The sequence below is a fragment of the Streptomyces sp. NPDC004051 genome, assembly GCF_053604275.1.
The window spans coordinates 295,518-312,299 of the sequence record NZ_JBSGHG010000003.1; the positions used below are offsets into that span (position 1 = coordinate 295,518).

At 73.5% G+C, this 16,782-nt stretch carries 12 protein-coding genes; 5 read left to right on the top strand and 7 right to left on the bottom strand.

The window, feature by feature from the left end:
• Positions 1–10: 10 nt before the first annotated feature.
• On the bottom strand, positions 11–886 hold the full coding sequence (locus tag ACWEQO_RS06700; protein WP_361449723.1) for an HAD family hydrolase: 876 nt from the start codon (positions 884–886) through the stop codon (positions 11–13).
• 264 nt (positions 887–1,150) lie between these two features.
• Here ACWEQO_RS06700 and ACWEQO_RS06705 point away from each other — a divergent pair, with 264 nt between their 5' ends.
• The 3 genes from ACWEQO_RS06705 to ACWEQO_RS06715 all read left to right on the top strand — a co-directional run bounded on the left by ACWEQO_RS06705 (position 1,151) and on the right by ACWEQO_RS06715 (position 4,503).
• Positions 1,151–2,224 carry a GNAT family N-acetyltransferase gene (locus tag ACWEQO_RS06705; protein WP_452979610.1) on the top strand — a complete coding sequence of 358 codons (1,074 nt, stop codon included), beginning with the start codon at positions 1,151–1,153 and terminating at the stop codon, positions 2,222–2,224.
• Positions 2,225–2,305: 81 nt separating this feature from the next.
• Positions 2,306–3,694: a glycosyltransferase gene (locus ACWEQO_RS06710; RefSeq protein ID WP_452979613.1), complete on the top strand. Its 1,389-nt coding sequence runs from the start codon at positions 2,306–2,308 to the stop codon at positions 3,692–3,694.
• Positions 3,691–4,503: a polysaccharide deacetylase family protein gene (locus tag ACWEQO_RS06715; protein ID WP_361449714.1), complete on the top strand. Its 813-nt coding sequence runs from the start codon at positions 3,691–3,693 to the stop codon at positions 4,501–4,503. The genes ACWEQO_RS06710 and ACWEQO_RS06715 overlap by 4 nt, the downstream gene beginning before the upstream one ends.
• A gap of 52 nt (positions 4,504–4,555) precedes the next feature.
• Here ACWEQO_RS06715 and ACWEQO_RS06720 read toward each other — a convergent pair whose 3' ends face one another.
• The 5 genes from ACWEQO_RS06720 to ACWEQO_RS06740 all read right to left on the bottom strand — a co-directional run bounded on the left by ACWEQO_RS06720 (position 4,556) and on the right by ACWEQO_RS06740 (position 12,119).
• Entirely contained in the window at positions 4,556–5,758 is a 1,203-nt protein-coding gene (locus tag ACWEQO_RS06720; RefSeq protein ID WP_452979617.1) for a glycoside hydrolase family 26 protein, read from the bottom strand.
• A complete protein-coding gene (locus tag ACWEQO_RS06725; RefSeq protein ID WP_452979620.1) occupies positions 5,755–6,180 on the bottom strand; it encodes a hypothetical protein in 426 nt (141 codons plus the stop codon). The genes ACWEQO_RS06720 and ACWEQO_RS06725 overlap by 4 nt, the downstream gene beginning before the upstream one ends.
• A complete protein-coding gene (locus ACWEQO_RS06730; protein WP_452979623.1) occupies positions 6,177–8,048 on the bottom strand; it encodes a glycosyltransferase in 1,872 nt (623 codons plus the stop codon). The genes ACWEQO_RS06725 and ACWEQO_RS06730 overlap by 4 nt, the downstream gene beginning before the upstream one ends.
• A 248-nt stretch (positions 8,049–8,296) precedes the next feature.
• Entirely contained in the window at positions 8,297–10,753 is a 2,457-nt protein-coding gene (locus tag ACWEQO_RS06735; protein WP_452979627.1) for an oligosaccharide flippase family protein, read from the bottom strand.
• Positions 10,746–12,119: a DegT/DnrJ/EryC1/StrS family aminotransferase gene (locus ACWEQO_RS06740; protein ID WP_452979630.1), complete on the bottom strand. Its 1,374-nt coding sequence runs from the start codon at positions 12,117–12,119 to the stop codon at positions 10,746–10,748. Before ACWEQO_RS06740 ends, ACWEQO_RS06735 begins: the two co-directional genes overlap by 8 nt.
• Before the next feature lie 255 nt (positions 12,120–12,374).
• On the opposite strand from ACWEQO_RS06740, the gene fahA reads away from it, so the two are divergent.
• Positions 12,375–13,589, top strand: coding sequence for a fumarylacetoacetase (gene fahA / locus ACWEQO_RS06745; RefSeq protein ID WP_361449696.1), 1,215 nt, complete (start codon positions 12,375–12,377; stop codon positions 13,587–13,589).
• Between the two features lie 166 nt (positions 13,590–13,755).
• Positions 13,756–14,694 carry a M56 family metallopeptidase gene (locus ACWEQO_RS06750; protein WP_361449693.1) on the top strand — a complete coding sequence of 313 codons (939 nt, stop codon included), beginning with the start codon at positions 13,756–13,758 and terminating at the stop codon, positions 14,692–14,694.
• 36 nt (positions 14,695–14,730) lie between these two features.
• On the opposite strand, the gene recQ is transcribed toward ACWEQO_RS06750, so the two are convergent.
• Positions 14,731–16,743, bottom strand: a complete 2,013-nt coding sequence (recQ, locus tag ACWEQO_RS06755; RefSeq protein ID WP_452979635.1) for a DNA helicase RecQ — start codon at positions 16,741–16,743, stop codon at positions 14,731–14,733.
• Between the last annotated feature and the right edge of the window lie 39 nt (positions 16,744–16,782).

Below are 16,782 nucleotides of genomic sequence, written 5' to 3' on the forward strand. Positions count from 1 at the left end.
GTGCGCGGGGTCACCCGTCGGGGCGGAGGCCGGAACGGCACGTGGTGGGGCGTGTGCCGTCCCGCCCCGCCCCGCTCCCCGCGCCGAACAACCGCTCGAGGACGACGGCCACGCCGTCGTCCTCGTTCGTCGTGGTGACCTCGTCGGCCACCGCCTTCAGCTCGGGATGCGCGTTGGCCATGGCGACACCGTGGGCCGCCCAGTGGAACATCGGGATGTCGTTGGGCATGTCGCCGAAGGCGACGGTCCGTTCCCGGCTCAGCCCCAGGTGCTCGGCGGCCAGCGCCAGTCCCGTCGCCTTGGTGACACCGCACGGCTGGAGCTCCACGGTGCCCGGTCCCGACATGGTGACCGTGGCCAGCGAGCCGACCACCGAACGCGCCGTCTCCGCCAACTCGTCGTCACTCAGGAAGGAGTGGCGCAACAGCACCTTGGTGATCGGCAGCACCCACAGGTCGTCCCGTCGCCCGACCCGGACGGAGGGCAGCGTCGGGTGCGGCATCCGGTAGCCCGGCTCGATCAGGGTGAGCCCGTCGACCCCGTCCTGGTCGACCGCGGCGTACACCTCCCCCACCTCGGCCTCGATCTTGCCGAGCGCGGTCTCCGCCAGTTCCCGGTCCAGCGTGACGGAGTGCAGCAGCCGGTTCGCGCCGGCGTCGTACACCTGCGCGCCCTGTCCGCACACCGCGAGCCCCGTGCTCCCCAGTCTGTCCAGGAGCGGCCGCACCCCGGGCGCCGGTCGGCCCGTCACCACGAGGTGCCGGGCACCGGCCCGCGTCGCCAGCGCCAGTGCGGCGAGAGACCGGTCGGAGAGGGAGTCGTCGCCGCGCAGCAGCGTCCCGTCCAGGTCGGTGGCGATGAGTGAGAAATCGGTGGGTGCGGCCATGATCAGAGAATACGGACACCGGGCCCACCCGACTCACCCTCACCCGGAACGCCCCCGTCCGCCCACCCGCACCCCTTATCCTGCGCACCGTCGCCGCGCACCCCGCCGTTTCCGTCATCAGCGGGTACGGACCCGTTGAAGGCCTCTGCACCACTTGGCGACAACATGGTCCGCTACCTACCGGCCCGGGGGTTCCGGGCGGTACCTTCCAAGAGTCCAGGGGGGACTTGATCGGGGGGTCAGGTGAGCAGTGGACGCACACGTGTGCTGAGGCTCGAGGAGCTCGGCGCGGGTGAACGGGAACGCTGGCGTGAGCTGCGCGCCGCGACGGACGCACCACGCAGCCCTTTCATGGAACCGGAGTTCGCCACCGCCGTGTCCCGGGTGCGGCCGCGGGCCCGGGTGGCGGTCCTGTACGAGGGGACGTCCGCCGAACCGGCCGGCTTCCTGCCGTACGAGCGGGGCGCGTTGGGGCAGGGCCGGGCGATCGGGCTCGGGGTGTCGGACTGCCAGGGCGCCGTCCTGCGTCCGGGCCTCGCCCCGGAGACCGGTGAACTGCTGCGCGCCTGCTCGGTGTCGAGCTTCGCCTTCGACAACCTGGAGGCGGGCCAGGCCCTGTTCGTCCCGTACGCGGCCGAGGAGCACGCCACCTATGTCATCGACGTGGAGAAGGGCTACGAGACCTACGAGTCCGTACTGCGCGCCCAGTCGCCGAAGTTCCTGAAGACCACACTGGCCAAGGAGCGCAGGCTCGGCCGCCAGGCGGCCGGACCGGTGCGGTTCGTCTTCGACGAACGCGACCCGGCCGCGCTGCGCGCGCTCATCGAGTGGAAGTCGGCCCAGTACCGCAGGACCGGGCGGCGCGACCGGTTCGCGCAGGAGTGGATCACGCGGCTCGTGGGGCGCCTGGCCGAGACCCGGGCACCGGAGTGCACGGGCACGCTGTCCGTCCTGTACGCCGGGGACCGCCCCGTCGCCGCGCACTTCGGTCTGCGCTCGTCCTCGGTCCTGGCCTGCTGGTTCCCGGCGTACGACGTGGAGTTCGCGAAGTACTCGCCGGGGCTGGTGCTGCATCTGCGCATGGCGGAGGCGGCGGCCGGCGAGGGCATCGGCCTGCTCGACATGGGGCGCGGCCCGGCCGAGTACAAGGACTCGCTGAAAACGGGCGAACTCGCCGTCCACGAAGGGGAGGCGACGCGTCCGGGCCTGGGGGCCGCGCTGCACCTGCTGCGCCGCGAGCCCGCACGCCGTGCGCACGGCTTCGTCCGCGCCCGCCCGCGTCTCGCGTCGTTGGCGTCACGGGCGTTGAAGGGGGCGGGGCGGCTGCGCCGGTCATGAGGGGCCGTTCGTGAGGACCGTTCGTCAGGGCAGTTCGCGGGGACCGTTCATGAGGACCGTTCATGAGGAGGGGGAGGGCTCATGGCCCGCACGGCACGTGCGCAGGAGGAGATACGGCGGTTCCTGGACATCGGAGCGGTTCAGGTCGCCGAACTGGACCTGAACGGTGAGGAGACCGCCCTCAGACCCGGTCCGGACAGCCCACCGGTGACGCACGGAGAGGTGTTCGTGCTGGTCAGGCGGGCGGGCCGGCCGGTGGGCACGCTGCTGGGGCGGGTGCCGGAGGGGGCCGATCCGGCACCGGTCCTGGCGGCGCTCGCACGGCAGGAGCACGGGCCGGAGCATGGGCCGGAGCACGGACGGGAGCCGGCCGGGGGGCCAGGACAGGGGCAGGGCGCGGAGAGGTCCGGGGCCGCCGGACCGCCGCCGCCCCGCACCTCGGTCGTCGTGGCCACCCGGGAGCGGTCCGGACAGCTCGCCCGAGCGCTCGACTCGCTCCTCGCGCAGGACCACCCCGACTTCGAGATCGTCGTCGTCGACAACGCGCCCGTGACGGACGGGACGCGTGACCTGGTGGAGCGGAAGTACGGGGAGCGCGTGCGGTACGTGTGCGAACCGGTCGCCGGACTGGCGACCGCGCACAACACCGGGCTCGCCGCCGCCCGCGGCGAGGTGGTGGCGTTCACCGACGACGACGTCGTCGCCGACCCCCGCTGGCTCACCGAGCTGACCACGCCCTTCGCGGCCGACCCCGGACTCGGCTGTGCCACCGGCCTGATCCTGCCCGCCCGGCTCCGCACCCCGGCCCAGGTCCTGCTGGAGAGCCACGGCGGTTTCGCGAAGGGGTTCACCCCGACGACGTACGACCCGAAGGACCCGCCCCGCGACGAGCCGCTGTTCCCCTTCACCGCGGGCCGGTTCGGCTCCGGTGCGAACATGGCGTTCCGTGCGGAGGTGCTGCGCGGGGTCGGCGGCTTCGACCCGGCCACCGGCGCCGGGACGCCCGCCCGGGGCGGCGACGACCTCTACGGGTTCGTCCGGGTCCTCACCCAGGGGCACAGACTCCACTACACGCCCGGCGCGCTGGTGTGGCACCACCACCGGGAGACCTGGGCCGATCTGGAGACCCAGGCGTTCGGCTACGGCGCCGGGCTCACCGCCTACCTCACCGCGATCCTGGTCGCCCGGCCCGCGCTGCTGCCGGCGTTCCTCGCCCGGGTGCCCCGCGGGCTGTCCCACGCCCGCGGGCTGACCGCCGTACGGGACACCGGCGGGGGCGACGGCGGCGCCTCCGGTGGCCGGGGGGTCGCGCCGGGCGACCACGGCACCCGCACGCATCCCTGGCCACGCCGCCTCTCACGTCTGCAGCGCAAGGGGATGCTGTACGGACCGGTCGGCTATCTGCGGGCCCGGCGGGCGGCGGGGAGCCGGACGACGGGGAGCCGGACGACGGGAAGGGGGACGAGATGACGGCGCCCCCGCGGGGCCCGGCGGCCATCCCCGTGTTCCTCTACCACGCCGTGATGGACGATCCGCCCGACTGGATCGCCGAGTTCACCGTCACGCCCCGGCAGTTCGCGGCCCATCTGGACGCCGTCGTGGACAGCGGCCGCACGCCCGTCACCATCAGCGCGCTCGCCGGCCATCTGGCCGGGCGCGCGCCGCTGCCGCCCCGGCCGGTGCTCCTCACCTTCGACGACGGTTTCGCGGACCTGCCCGGCCCCACCGCGGAGGCGCTGGCCGAACGCGCCCTGCCCGCCACCGCGTACCTCACCACCGGCGCCATCACCCCGGACGGCCGCAGCCTGCTCCCGCCGGCTCCGATGATGACCCTGGACCGGGTGGCGGAGCTGGAACGTTCCGGCATGGAGATCGGCAGCCATACGGTCAGCCACGCCCAGCTGGACACCCTGACCGCCGGGCGGCTGCGCGCCGAACTGGTCGACTCCAAGGCCGTGCTGGAGGACGCCCTCGGCCACCCTGTCCCCCACCTCGCCTACCCGCACGGCTACAACAGCCCCCGGGTGCGGGCCATGGCGTCCCGCGCCGGCTACGAGACGGCGACCGCGGTACGGCACGCGCTCAGCTCGGACCGCGACGAGCGCTACCGCATCGCCCGCCTCATCGTCCGCCGCGGCCACACCGTCGCCGACGTCGCCGCCTGGCTGGCGGGCGACGGCGCCCGGGTCGCCCCCTACCGCGACGGCCCGAGGACGATCGGCTGGCGCTGGTACCGGCACGCCCGAGCGGCCCTGCGCGGCCCGGAGTTCGCGGGCTGAACGGACCGGGCGGTCGCCGCAGGGGCGGTCCGAGGACGACCGCCCGGTCACGTCACTTCGTCGGCTGGTTCAGGTGCGGGTCGGACACCACCTCGCGCAGGCTTTCCCACGCCGCCTCGTTGGCCACGGCCAGATCGCAGTGCGGTCCGGGATCGCGGTGGTTCCACTGGAGCGCGGCCTTGACCCCCTCCAGCCCCTTCAGCACGGACGGCACCTGCGCGTACCACTCGGCCTGCCGTTCCGGCCGCGACGCGTCGGCCGCCGAGCCGAACTCGGAGAGCATCAGCGGTTTGTCGGCGGAGACGTTCTCGCGGATCCAGTCGTGCGTCGCCGTCTGGGTCTGCTCGAAGGTCAGCCACTTCGTCCTGTGGCAGCGGTAGTAGTTGTACTGGTTGTAGCCGATCCAGTCGACGTACTCGTCCCCCGGGTACATCCCCTTGAACAGGTCACCGTGGTTCAGGTACCCGGTGATGATCCAGGTCCACACCACGTTGTCCACGCCCAGCTCCCGGAACCGGTCGTGGATGTGCCGGTACGCCTTCACGTACTGGGCCGGGGTGCCGTTGTCCGGGGTGCGCGTGTCCATCTCCAGGTCGAAGGAGAGGAAGACCTTCTTCCCGGTGCGCTGCCCGTAGTCCCTGATGCGCCGCGCCTGGACGTCGATCACGGTCGCGTCCAGATCGCCGTCGGCGATCTCCTTCCACGTCGGCTGCTGGTCCTTCGTGCCGCCCCACCACTTGCTCTCCCAGGAGAGCAGCAGCATGCGGTCCTCGCCGACCCGTTGTTCCTCCGGGCTCAGCAACTGCCCCTCCCTACGGGCGCCTTCGGGCAGGGACATGTCGTGGTACGTGTACACGATGTCGAGCTTGCGGCCCACTCGTCGCTCGTACTCCTTCACCCTCTCCTCCAGCTCGGCCCGTTCGTGTGGCACGAACGCCCCGAACCAGGCGCCGCACGGCGGTTCGAGCAGCTCCGTGGGCCGGCACTCCTCGCCCGTCCCGGAGGGCTCCGAGCCGGACGGCCCGGAGGCGTCGCGCAGCGCGAGTACGGCGACCAGCACCGCGCAGACGACCACGGCGGAGGTGATCGACGACCGCCGGCGGTTCGCGGCCGACCCGGCTCCGGGGATGCGGTGCCGGCCCGACTCCGGAGGTGCGGTCCCGGGCCCCGGGTGCGCGGTGGTGTTCGCGCCGGTGGAGCGCCGGGCTCGGCGCAGGGCGGCGGCGATACGGTGAAGGGGACGGGCGAACCTCACAGGACGGAACCCTTCCGTGTCCTCGGCGGGGAGGCACGCGGCCGCGGGAAGAAGGCGGCGAGCGTGGTCAGCAGCGTCAGGGCCAACAGCACGCGCTGTGCGCTGAAGGCGTGGGTGGCGATCAGCACCGTCGCGACGATCATCACCGCGCCGATGCTCACGAACACGACCAGCATCAGTCGTTCCAGCAGGTCGGAGTGGCGGGCGAAGTCGGGGTCGCGCTGCTCGACGGGTCCCCGCGCCGTGCGGGTGCGCAGGGCGGGACCGCAGAGGCCGACCAGGGCGGCACCGGGCCCCGCCGCCAGGAAGACGACGACGGCCGCGCCCCGCAGCGGCGATCCGCCGGGGAGGGCGACTGCGGCCAGCGCCAGCCAGCCGCCGAACGGCGGGAGCATCCTGCTCACGAAGTCCTGCGGTGTCATCGCCCCTCCCCCTCTGTGCCGTCGTCCTCGCCCTGTCTCAGCTCGTACACCACTCCCGCGTCGGTCTCCGCCACCGGCCGGAACCGCGGCGACGCGGCGACGGCCTCCCGGACACGGTCCAGCTGGGCACCGGTGAGCTGCCCGTTCATCTCGGAGTCGGCCGACTGGCCCTGGGTGAACAGGAGGTAGGCCCGGGCGGGAGGCTCCACCCCGGCCATGTCGGTGGCGAGGGTGCGGGCCGGGTCCCGCACGATCTCGTCGACGTGCCTCCGGTCGTCCTCGAGGAACCAGTAGTGGTCGACACTCCCGTACGAGGCGTAGGCGAGCGGGTAGTTGCGGTTGGCGGCGACGACCAGCGAGCCCTCGGGCGCCTCGTCGAAGAGCCGCTGCACCAGGGCCACCTCCTGCGGCGGGAAGTAGCTGATCCTGTCCTTGCCCGAGTAGCTCGGGACGAACGCCAGGGTCCCGGCGAGCAGCACCAGCGGCGGGCCCCAGCCCCGGACGCCGAAGCCGCTGCGGAAGCCGAAGCCGTGGCGCGCACGGGCTTCGCCCTTCCGGCGGGCCCCGGCCGCCGCCTCCGCGGCCGCCTCCGCCGCCGCCTCGGTGGCGGCGAGGGTCCGCACCTTGGGCAGCAGGGCGGCGGCGCCGAAGAAGGCGGCACCGGGCAGCATGAACATCAGCACCCGGAAGATCATCTCGCTGCCGTAGCTGCTCGCCACGAACATCGGCAGCGGTGCCGCCGTGATCACCAGCAGCGGCATCGCGCGGTAGCGCAGCACGGGCTGCCGCCACACCCCGACCGCCGTCAGCAGCAGGACGGCACCCGACAGCAGCCTGGCCGCCCACGAGGTCGCCACCGCACCGGCACCGGTCGGGGTGGTGCCGTACCCCGTCTCGACGTTGCCGCCGATGTCGCCCACCGCGCGGATCATGTCCGGCAGCGCGGCGGACAGGAAGGGCAGCGCGGCCGTCAGACACCAGGCCAGGAAGATGACGACCGTGGTGACCACCGGCACCCAGTCCCGGTGGCGGCGCAGCAGCCACAGCGCGAGCAGCGACACGACCAGCATGCCGGGTGTGAGCTGGTGCGAGATGACGATCGCCGTCACCAGCAGGGTGACCAGGACGGTCCAGACGGCCTGCCCGTGCCGCCCGCCGCCCTCACCGGAACGGCCGTATCTGCGCAGCACCACGGCCAGCACACCGAGATGCAGCGCGAAGGCGACGGACTGCGGGGAGAAGTAGTCCTGGCCGACCCAGTTGGCGACGTGGAAGAGCCAGACCGCGGTCCAGATCAGTCGCCGGTCCTCGGTGAAGGTGCGGTAGATCAGCAGCAGCGGGAGCAGCAGCATCAGGCTGGACGCCAGCGGCCACCACGCCATGTACATCGCCGCCGAGTCCACGCCCAGCAGCCGCACCAGCGCCGCCTGCGCGGCGAAGAAGCCCGGCCACTGGTCGTAGACCGCCATGTCACCGATCCGGTCGGCGTTCTGGAGCCCGCCGGCCGTCAGCAGGTGGTCGACGACGCCGTCGTGCTTCCACGCCCAGGCGTACAGCGGGGTCGGGTAGAGCACGGCCTGGGTGGCCCGCTCCATCACCAGCAGGCCGAGCACGTACGCGGCGGACCAGCCGCCGGGCCGCCGCGGGTCGCGGACCGTGAACCAGAAACCGGTGGTGAGCACGGCGAGGCCGGCCCAGAAGCCCGGGTGGAGCGCGGTGACCAGGCCGTAGTCGTCGAGGTGCGACACATCGGTGTGCCGGACCGCGTACAGCCACAGCGCCAGCGCCGTCACCAGCGGTACCGCGGGCCGGAGCGCGAGGGCACGGGGCGCGGACCAGAGGGGCGGCAGGTCGGAAAGATCCGTCACGGGCTCATGGGCGGGGGCCGACGACTCCGAGGAAGGACCGGTCCGCGCGTCGGTCCGCGACCCGGTCCGGGACTCGGTGTCCGGCCCGGTCCGTGCAGGCGGTTCGGCAGGGGTGGCCGACGCCGCTGCGCTCCCGGGTGCGGGCTCGGACGCGGGTCTCTCACGTGGAGTGGCTGGCGGACGCACGGTGGTTCCCCCCTGACGGTTCGGCTCCGGGACGTGATCGGTCGTTTCGGTCGGTCGTTGGTTCAGCCGTTCGGTTCTCCACGGTCGGGTGGCCGCGCCGCCGGCACGGCACGGCTTAGCGGCGGAAGGCGGAGAAGGGACAGCAGGAGAAGCAGCGCGGCGAGCAGGGGCGGGGCCACCGGTGCGAGCGCGTCCCGCCACACCCAGCCGGCCACGGCGACGAGATACAGCGCCCCCCAGCGCCCCGGCCAGGACAGCCCGCGGCCCGCGCGCGCCGACAGCAGCCACAGCGGGACGAGACACAGCAACTGGCAGACCGGCGGTGTCCAGCGCAGCAGGGGCTCGGGGCCGGCCGGTCCCGTCACGTCCGCGAGGAACACGGCCGTCTGCGCGTACCACGCCCCGCCCACCGGCCTCGGTTCCCAGCCGAGGACGACAGGTGCGGCGTACAGGGCGAGCAGGGCGGAGCCCAGCGCTGTGCCGGGGAGCCAGGGGTCGGGCCGCGTGCACAGCGTCACCGAGGCGACGAAGACCAGGAGCAGCACTCCCCCGGCGGCGAGCGCCGGGAGCGGAAGCCCTTCCAGGAGCAGGCGCCCCGTCAGTTCCCCCGGCTCCCCCCGCCCGGATCCGCCGGACCGGGGCAGCGAGCGCACCGACACCCAGAAGACGACGGTGGCGAGTCCGAGCAGCGTCCAGAGGACGTCACGCAGGCGCCGCTCGGTCTCGTCACCGGCCGACGGCGACGGGGCCGCACGGCGCGCACCGGACCGGGCGGGGCGGGCGTCCTCCACGCCGTCCCGCGGCCCGTCCCCCGCGGCCCGCTCCCTCCGCTCCCCCTGGCGCTCGGACTTCTCGGGCTTCTCGGGTTTCTCGGGCCTCTCGGGTTTCTCCGGCTCGTGCGGTTCGTCGCCCCGGCCCGGTGCGCCCCCTTGCCCGTGTCCGTCCCCGTCCACGGGGCGGGGCCGCACGATGAACGCCAGCGTGTCCGCCTGGAGCGCCTCCCGTTCGTAACCGGGGCGGCCGACGAACAGCGTGACGGTGTCGTCGCCGCCCTGCCCGGGATCTCCCCTGCCCTCGTAGGCGGCCCGGCGGGCCCAGCCCGTGCCGTACCCGGCGGTGGCGTTCAGCTTCGCCCAACGGGTGCCGTAGGTGGACCCGGCGGGGGCCGGTGCGGTCCGGTCCGGCCCGGCCTGCTCCGGGGGCCCGCCGTGCGTGCCGCGCAGCGCCGACCGCAGTCCGAACACCGAGACGACGGCGATCAACGTCATGCTGATCAGCACCGCCCACCCGGCCCCCGCGATCCCCGCGGGGCCGAACAGCACGGCCGCGCTGCCCAGTACCAGCACGCACATGGCCCCTTGGAGGGCGGCGAGCACACCGGTGCGCCCCTGCACCCGCAGCACCCCGATGTACAGCTCCACCACCACCCGGGGCAGCGCCCCGAGTGCGAGCAGCCGCAGCACGGCCGAGCCGTGCTCGGCGTAGTCCGCGCTGAACGGGGTGAGGATCTGCGGCGCGAAGACCACGAGCACCAGCACCACCGGCACCAGCAGCAACGTCATCCGGCGCAGTGCCCCCCGGACGCCGTCCGCGAGCTGCCGCGGGTCGTGCGAGGCGTGGGCGGTGAGCGAGGAGGCCATGTTGATGGCCATGAACTCCATGGTGCCGCCGACGGTGTACGCCACGTAGAAGTAGCCGTTGTCGGCGGCGCTGAAGCTCACCGCGACCATCACCGGCAGCAGGTTGATCATCGCCAGGCTGAACAGGGCGCCGAGCGAGTCCCCGGCCAGGAAACGGCCCATGTCCCGGACCTTGGGCGGTTCCCGGTCGCGGTCGGCGGCGGCCTGACGCGGAATGAGCCGGCGGAAGATCAGCCAGCCGAGCGGCAGCGTGGAGAACGCGATCGCCACGGCCCAGGAGACGAAGATGCCCAGTACCGGCAGCGCGCTCGCGAGGACCGCCAGCAGGACCAGCTTCCCGGTGGAGAAGACGGCGTTCCCGACGGGCACCCACTCCGTCTTCCGCAGGCCCGTGAGCACCCCGTCCTGCAGGGTGAGCAGCGCCCACGCCACGCACGCCGCGACGAACAGCGCGCCCGCCGGCGGCGTGCCGAGGGGGGCGTACGAGTCGCCCCACAGATCCAGCGTGAGCAGGAAGACGCCCGCGGCCAGGACGACGACCAGCGAACTCGCCCCGTACACGCTCCACACCAGGCGCCCGGTCTCGCGGCCGGCCCGCGGCACGAAGCGGACCACGGCACCGATCATCGTGGTCGCGGTGATGCCGGCGAGCAGCCGCATCGCGGCGATGGCGGCGGAGCCCTGGCCGACCGCCTCCTCGGAGTAGTAGCGCGCGGCCACGAGCCAGAAGCCCAGCCCGAGGACGGCGGAGACGCCGGTGCTGAGCATCAGGAAGTAGGCGTTCTTGAACAGCGAGTCGGAGCCGGGCTTGTGGTCGGCGGGTTCGGGGGCGCCGCCGCCGCGCACCACGGCGGGCTCGTGCACCCGGGTCTCAGTCACGGGGCGGCCCCAGCCCTCTCGCCGTGTTCCCCGGCCGTACCGCCCTGCCCCGCGCCGGCTCCTCCGGCGCCGCCGATCCCTCCGGCGCCTCCGGTCCCTTTGCCGTCTCCGGTCCCTTTGCCGTCTCCGGTCCCTTTGCCGTCTCCAGTTCGGCCGGTGCCTCGGGCGGCTCGGCCGGCCGTGCCCCGGACCGTTCCAGCACCTCCACGGCCTCCCGTGCCCGCAGCGGGTCCACCGGCAGCGCGTGCCGTGCGAACCAGCGAGCGCCCTCGGGCGCGGGCGACAGGTCCGTGAACTCCGCTCCCGCGTAGTCGTCCAGGGGCGGATCGTAGAGGTAGCCGACGACGATGCCGCGCCGCGCCAGCGCCTCGATCGCGGCATCCCGGTCCTCCACCAGCAGCGGCACCCGGAACAGCGGCTGCGCCGCACCGCCCGGACGCGGCCGGGCCCACCGCGTCGACAGCAGCAGTTCCGTGCCCGCGCGGGAGGCCGCCAGGACGTCGTCCAGCCGTTCGAGCCCGCGCCGGACCCGGCGCAGGCGCACGGGGCCGGGTGTCAGCCGGTAGTCGTGCATGTCGACCCTGACCCAGGGGTCGTGCGCGGCCAGATCCGGGGCGGAGCGCACCGCGTCGGCCAGCGCGTCCGGACGCAGTGGCATGCGGATCCCCTCACGCTCCGTCAGCCCCAGCCGCCCCAGCGCGGCCCAGGCCGCCCGGCGCAGCCCGAGCCCCCGCACCGCGGCCTCGGCGTACGGCCGTACCGCGTAGGTGAGTTCGGACGCCGTCCGGCGCGGGGTGAGCAGTTCGGCGCAGGCCTCCCGCACCGCCGCGCCCCGGTCCGGGTCGGCCAGCGCGAGGATGCCTCCCGTCTGGGCGCCGACGTGCTTGGAAAGGCTGAAAACAGACGCGTCGCCCCAGGCGCCGACCGGCCGCCCGCCGACCTCGCTGCCGATCGCGTGCGCGCCGTCCTCGAACAGCGGGATGCCCGACTCATCGCAGCGGGACCGCAGTTCCGGTGCCGGATCCGGGTTGCCGTACAGGTTCGTGGTCAGTACGGCGGACAGCGAGCCCCACACCTCCTCGGGCACGGCATCGGCGTCGATGGACGCGTCGAGCGGATTCAGCGGCGCCTGCACCGGGCGCAGCCCCGCCGCGAGCACCACGAAGAAGATGACGTCGTCGTTGACCGGCGACATCAACACCCGGCCGCCGGGCGGGCACCAGTGGCGCAACGCCACGAACAGCCCGAACCTGCATGACGGCACGTACACACACTCCCGGCCGAGCCGGCCGCGCATGACCTCTTCCAGCCCCTTCACCTGCGAGCCGGAGCGCGCCGAGCCCGGACCGGCCTCCCCTATGGCCATCCGTCCCCCTGATGTGCCATCGGAACGCCCCCTCCCCGAGGCCTTCCGGCACCCGCCCAGAGTCACCCCCTTCGCACCGCTCCGTCAAGATTGCGTCGCGTCCTGTGGATAACTTCCGGTACGCGAGAGGAAGCGGCACGTGAACCCGCCCCTTCGCCTCTGCCCAAGAGCACCGCGACGCCCGTAACGTGTGGCACGACCACGAACACGTGAAGCACCAGAGCACCTGCGCACACGAAAGCGAGGCAGCACCAGATGCCCCCCTTCGATGTCCCCGAGGGCGATCCCTTCGGCCCGCACAATCTGCCGTACGGCGTGTTCTCTCCCCCCGGCTCGACGGAGCAGAGGGTGGGTGTCCGGCTCGGCGACCACGTCCTCGACGCCGGCGCGGCAGCACACGCACTGGGCTCCCCCTACGCCTCCCTGCTCGCCCGCCCGACCCTCAACCCGCTGCTGGCGGCGGGCCGGACGGCCTGGTCCGACGTGCGGCGGGCGCTCACGGCCTGGGTGACCGTCCCGGCGCACCGGGAGACCGTCGGGCCGCTGTTCCATCCGCTGTCCTCGGTGACCCTGCACCTCCCCTTCGACGTCGCGGACTACGTCGACTTCTACGCCTCCGAGAACCACGCACGGAACGTCGGCCGGATCTTCCGCCCCGACGCGGCCGACTCCCTCACCCCCAACTGGAAGCACCTGCCGATCGGTTACCACGGCCGCTCCGGCACGGTGGTGGTGTCCGGCACGGACGTCGTACGGCCCTCGGGGCAGCGCAAGGCGCCGGCCGATCCGGCCCCGGTCTTCGGCCCGTCGGTCCGGCTGGACATCGAGGCCGAGGTCGGCTTCGTGGTCGGGACGCCGTCCGAGCGGGGCCGGCCGGTGCCGCTCGGCGACTTCCGGGACCACGTCTTCGGCCTCTGCCTCCTCAACGACTGGTCCGCACGCGACGTGCAGGCCTGGGAGTACGTCCCCCTCGGCCCGTTCCTCGGCAAGTCCTTCGCCACCTCGGTGTCGGCCTGGATCACCCCCCTGGACGCCCTGGAAGAGGCCCGGGTGGCGCCACCGGAGCGCACCCACGAACTGCTGCCGTACCTGGACGACACGGACGAGGAACCCGGCGGCTACGACCTGCGGATCTCCGTGGCCGTCAACGGCCACGTCGTCTCCGAGCCCCCCTTCTCCACCATGTACTGGACGGCCGCCCAGCAGCTCGCCCACATGACCGTCAACGGCGCCTCCCTGCGCACCGGCGACCTCTACGGATCCGGCACGGTGAGCGGCCCCACCGAGCGGGAGCGCGGGTCCCTGCTGGAACTGACCTGGAACGGGCGGGACGCCCTCGAACTCCCCGACGGCAAGCGGACGTTCCTGGAGGACGGCGACGTGGTGACCCTGTCGGCCTGGGCCCCGGGACCGGACGGTGTCCGGGTCGGCCTCGGCGAGGTCACGGGACGGGTGACGCCCGCGGGCTGATCCCGGCGGTCCCGGGGCGCCTCCCGAAGGGTGTTCTCCGATCGTCCTCTCCCCCCTGCCGCACACCGCCCCTCCCCGTCATACTTGGTGGCGGGCGGTGTGCGGCTCCCGCACGTCCCGCACGGTCCGAAGTCCCCCTCTGCCGACAGGATCCGGAGCCCTTGGCATGACCCTCTGCGTGCTCCTGCTGAGCGTTGTCGCCGTGACGGCCGCCGGGCCCGTCCCCCGCGCGCTGACCCGGGCCGACTGGCCGGAGCGGGAACCGGTGGTCGCCCTCTGGGTCTGGCAGTGCCTCGTCGCCACGGTCCTGCTGTGCTGCGTGACCGCCCTCGCCCTGGGCGCCGCGGCCGTCTTCGGCACCGTCCGCGCCCAGCTCTTCGCACCGGCCCCGCCCGCGGTGGCCGCGGCGTACGACCTGTCCGCCGCCCCGCCGTGGACGGCCGTCCTCACCCTGCTGCTGGCCTGCGGTGCCGCCTGGACCACGGCCATGCTCGTACGGGAGCTGGTCGACGCCCGCCGGCGCCGCGCCCAGGCCCGCGCGCATCTGCTGGAACGCGCCCCCGACCTGCCCGCCGGCCTGCCCGCCGCCCGCGGCCCCCTGCTGGTGCTGGAGGACGAGTATCCCGACGCCTGGTGGATGCCGGGCAGCCCGCCCCAGCTGATCGTCACCACCGGTGCCCTGCGCCGCCTCACCGACCACCAGATCGACGCCGTCCTCACCCATGAACGCGGCCACGCCCGCGCCCATCACGACTGGCTGCTGCACCTCTCCACCGCGCTGGCCACCGGCTTCCCCCGCATCCCGCTGTTCACCCACTTCTGCGACCAGACCCACCGCCTGGTCGAACTGGCCGCCGACGACACCGCCTCCCGCCGCTGCGGCCACCTGACCACGGCACTGGCGCTGATCGAGCTCAACCAGCACCGTGGCGTCCTGTCCTGCTCCTCCAGCCACCGCCTGCTCGGCGAGCGCGTCGACCGCCTGCTGAAGCCCCCGCCCCGCCTCGGCCGCCGTGACCGCGCCCTGACGACGACGGCGGCGGCCCTGGTCCCCCTCCTCCCCCTGCTGATCACCTTCGCCCCGGGCCTCACCGCCCTGCCCTAGCACCGCGGCCGGCGCCGGGGTCTGTCCCGCGCCGGGCTACATCCAGTCGTCCGGCTCCGGTTCGGCGTCCATCTCGGGCCAGTCGTCCGACGCGGGACCGGTGGTGTCCGCAGCCGCGCCCTGCGCCCCGGCCCGGTTCTCGGTCTCCTGCTGCCCGCCCAGCGCCCCCAGCACCGCCAGTACGCCCTCCCCGTACGTCGCGAGCTTCTTCTCGCCCACCCCGCTGATCCCGCCGAGCTCGGCCACCGAACCGGGCCGGACCGTGACGATCTCCCGGAGCGTGGCGTCGTGGAAGATGACGTACGCGGGGACGCCCTGCTCGCGGGCCTGCTCGGCACGCCAGGCGCGCAGCGCCTCGAAGGCCGGCACGAGTTCCTCGGGCAGCTCGGCCGCGGCGGCCTTGGCCTTGCCCCGCCCGGAGCCCGACGATCCCGAGGACCCCGACGCCCCCGACCGGGAAGTCACCGGCTTCTTGGGCTCCTTGCGCAGCGGCACCTCACGCTCGCGACGCAGCACCGCCCCGCTGGCCCCGGTCAGCACCAGCGTGCCGTACTCGCCCTCGACCGCCAGCAGCCCCTGGGCCAGCAACTGCCGGACCACGCCCCGCCACTCGCCCTCGCTGAGATCCTCGCCGATCCCGAACACGGACAGCTGGTCGTGGTCGAACTGGATGACCTTGGCGGTGCGCTTCCCCAGCAGGATGTCGACGATCTGCACCGTGCCGAACTTCTGCCCGCGCTCCCGCTGCAGCCGGACCACCGTCGACAGCACCTTCTGGGCCGCGACGGTGCCGTCCCAGGTCTCCGGCGGGGTGAGGCAGGTGTCGCAGTTGCCGCAGCCCGCCGGGGCGTCATCGTCCTGGCCGAAGTAGGCCAGCAGCCGGGCGCGCCGGCACCCGGCCGTCTCGCACAGGGCGAGCATCGCGTCCAGGTGCTGGGCGGCCCGCCGCCGGAAGGCCTCGTCCCCCTCGCCGGACTGGATCAGCTTGCGCTGCTGCACGACGTCGTTCAGCCCGTACGCCATCCAGGCCGTGGACGGCAGCCCGTCGCGGCCGGCGCGGCCCGTCTCCTGGTAGTAGCCCTCGACGGACTTGGGCAGGTCGAGATGGGCGACGAACCGGACGTCCGGCTTGTCGATGCCCATCCCGAAGGCGATGGTCGCCACCACGACCAGGCCGTCCTCCCGGAGGAAACGGGCCTGGTGCGCGGCGCGCGTCCCCGCGTCCAGCCCCGCGTGGTAGGGCACCGCCTCGATGCCGTTGCGGCTGAGGAACTCGGCCGTCTTCTCGACGGAGTTGCGGGAGAGGCAGTAGACGATGCCCGCGTCGCCGGCGTGCTCCTCGCGCAGGAAGGCCAGCAGCTGCTTCTTGGGGTCGGCCTTCGGCACGATCCGGTACTGGATGTTGGGCCGGTCGAAGCTCGCCACGAAGTGCCGGGCGTCCGGCATGGCCAGCCGCTCGGTGATCTCCCGGTGCGTGGCGTGCGTGGCCGTCGCGGTGAGCGCGATCCGGGGCACGTCCGGCCAGCGCTCCCCGAGCAGGGACAGCGTGAGGTAGTCCGGCCGGAAGTCGTGTCCCCACTGGGACACGCAGTGCGCCTCGTCGATCGCGAAGACGGAGATCTTCCCCCGCGAGAGCAGCTCCAGCGAGCTGTCCAGCCGCAGCCGCTCCGGCGCGAGGTACAGCAGGTCCAGCTCGCCCGCCAGGAACTCGGCCTCCACCACACGACGCTCGTCGAAGTCCTGCGTGGAGTTCATGAACCCGGCGCGCACACCGAGTGCCCGCAGCGCGTCCACCTGGTCCTGCATCAACGCGATCAGTGGGGAGACGACGACTCCCGTACCCGGTCTGACCAGGGACGGAATCTGGTAGCACAGGGACTTGCCGCCACCGGTCGGCATCAGGACCACGGCGTCCCCGCCCGCGATCACATGCTCGATCACCGCTTCCTGCTCACCGCGGAAGGCCTCGAACCCGAACACCCGGCGCAGCGTCGCCAGCGCCTCGCTCTCCATCACTGCCATCCCGCCGCTACCGCCCGTCCCGCCCATCGTCCCGCCCCCGTACACCGTGCTCGTTCACTCTCGGTC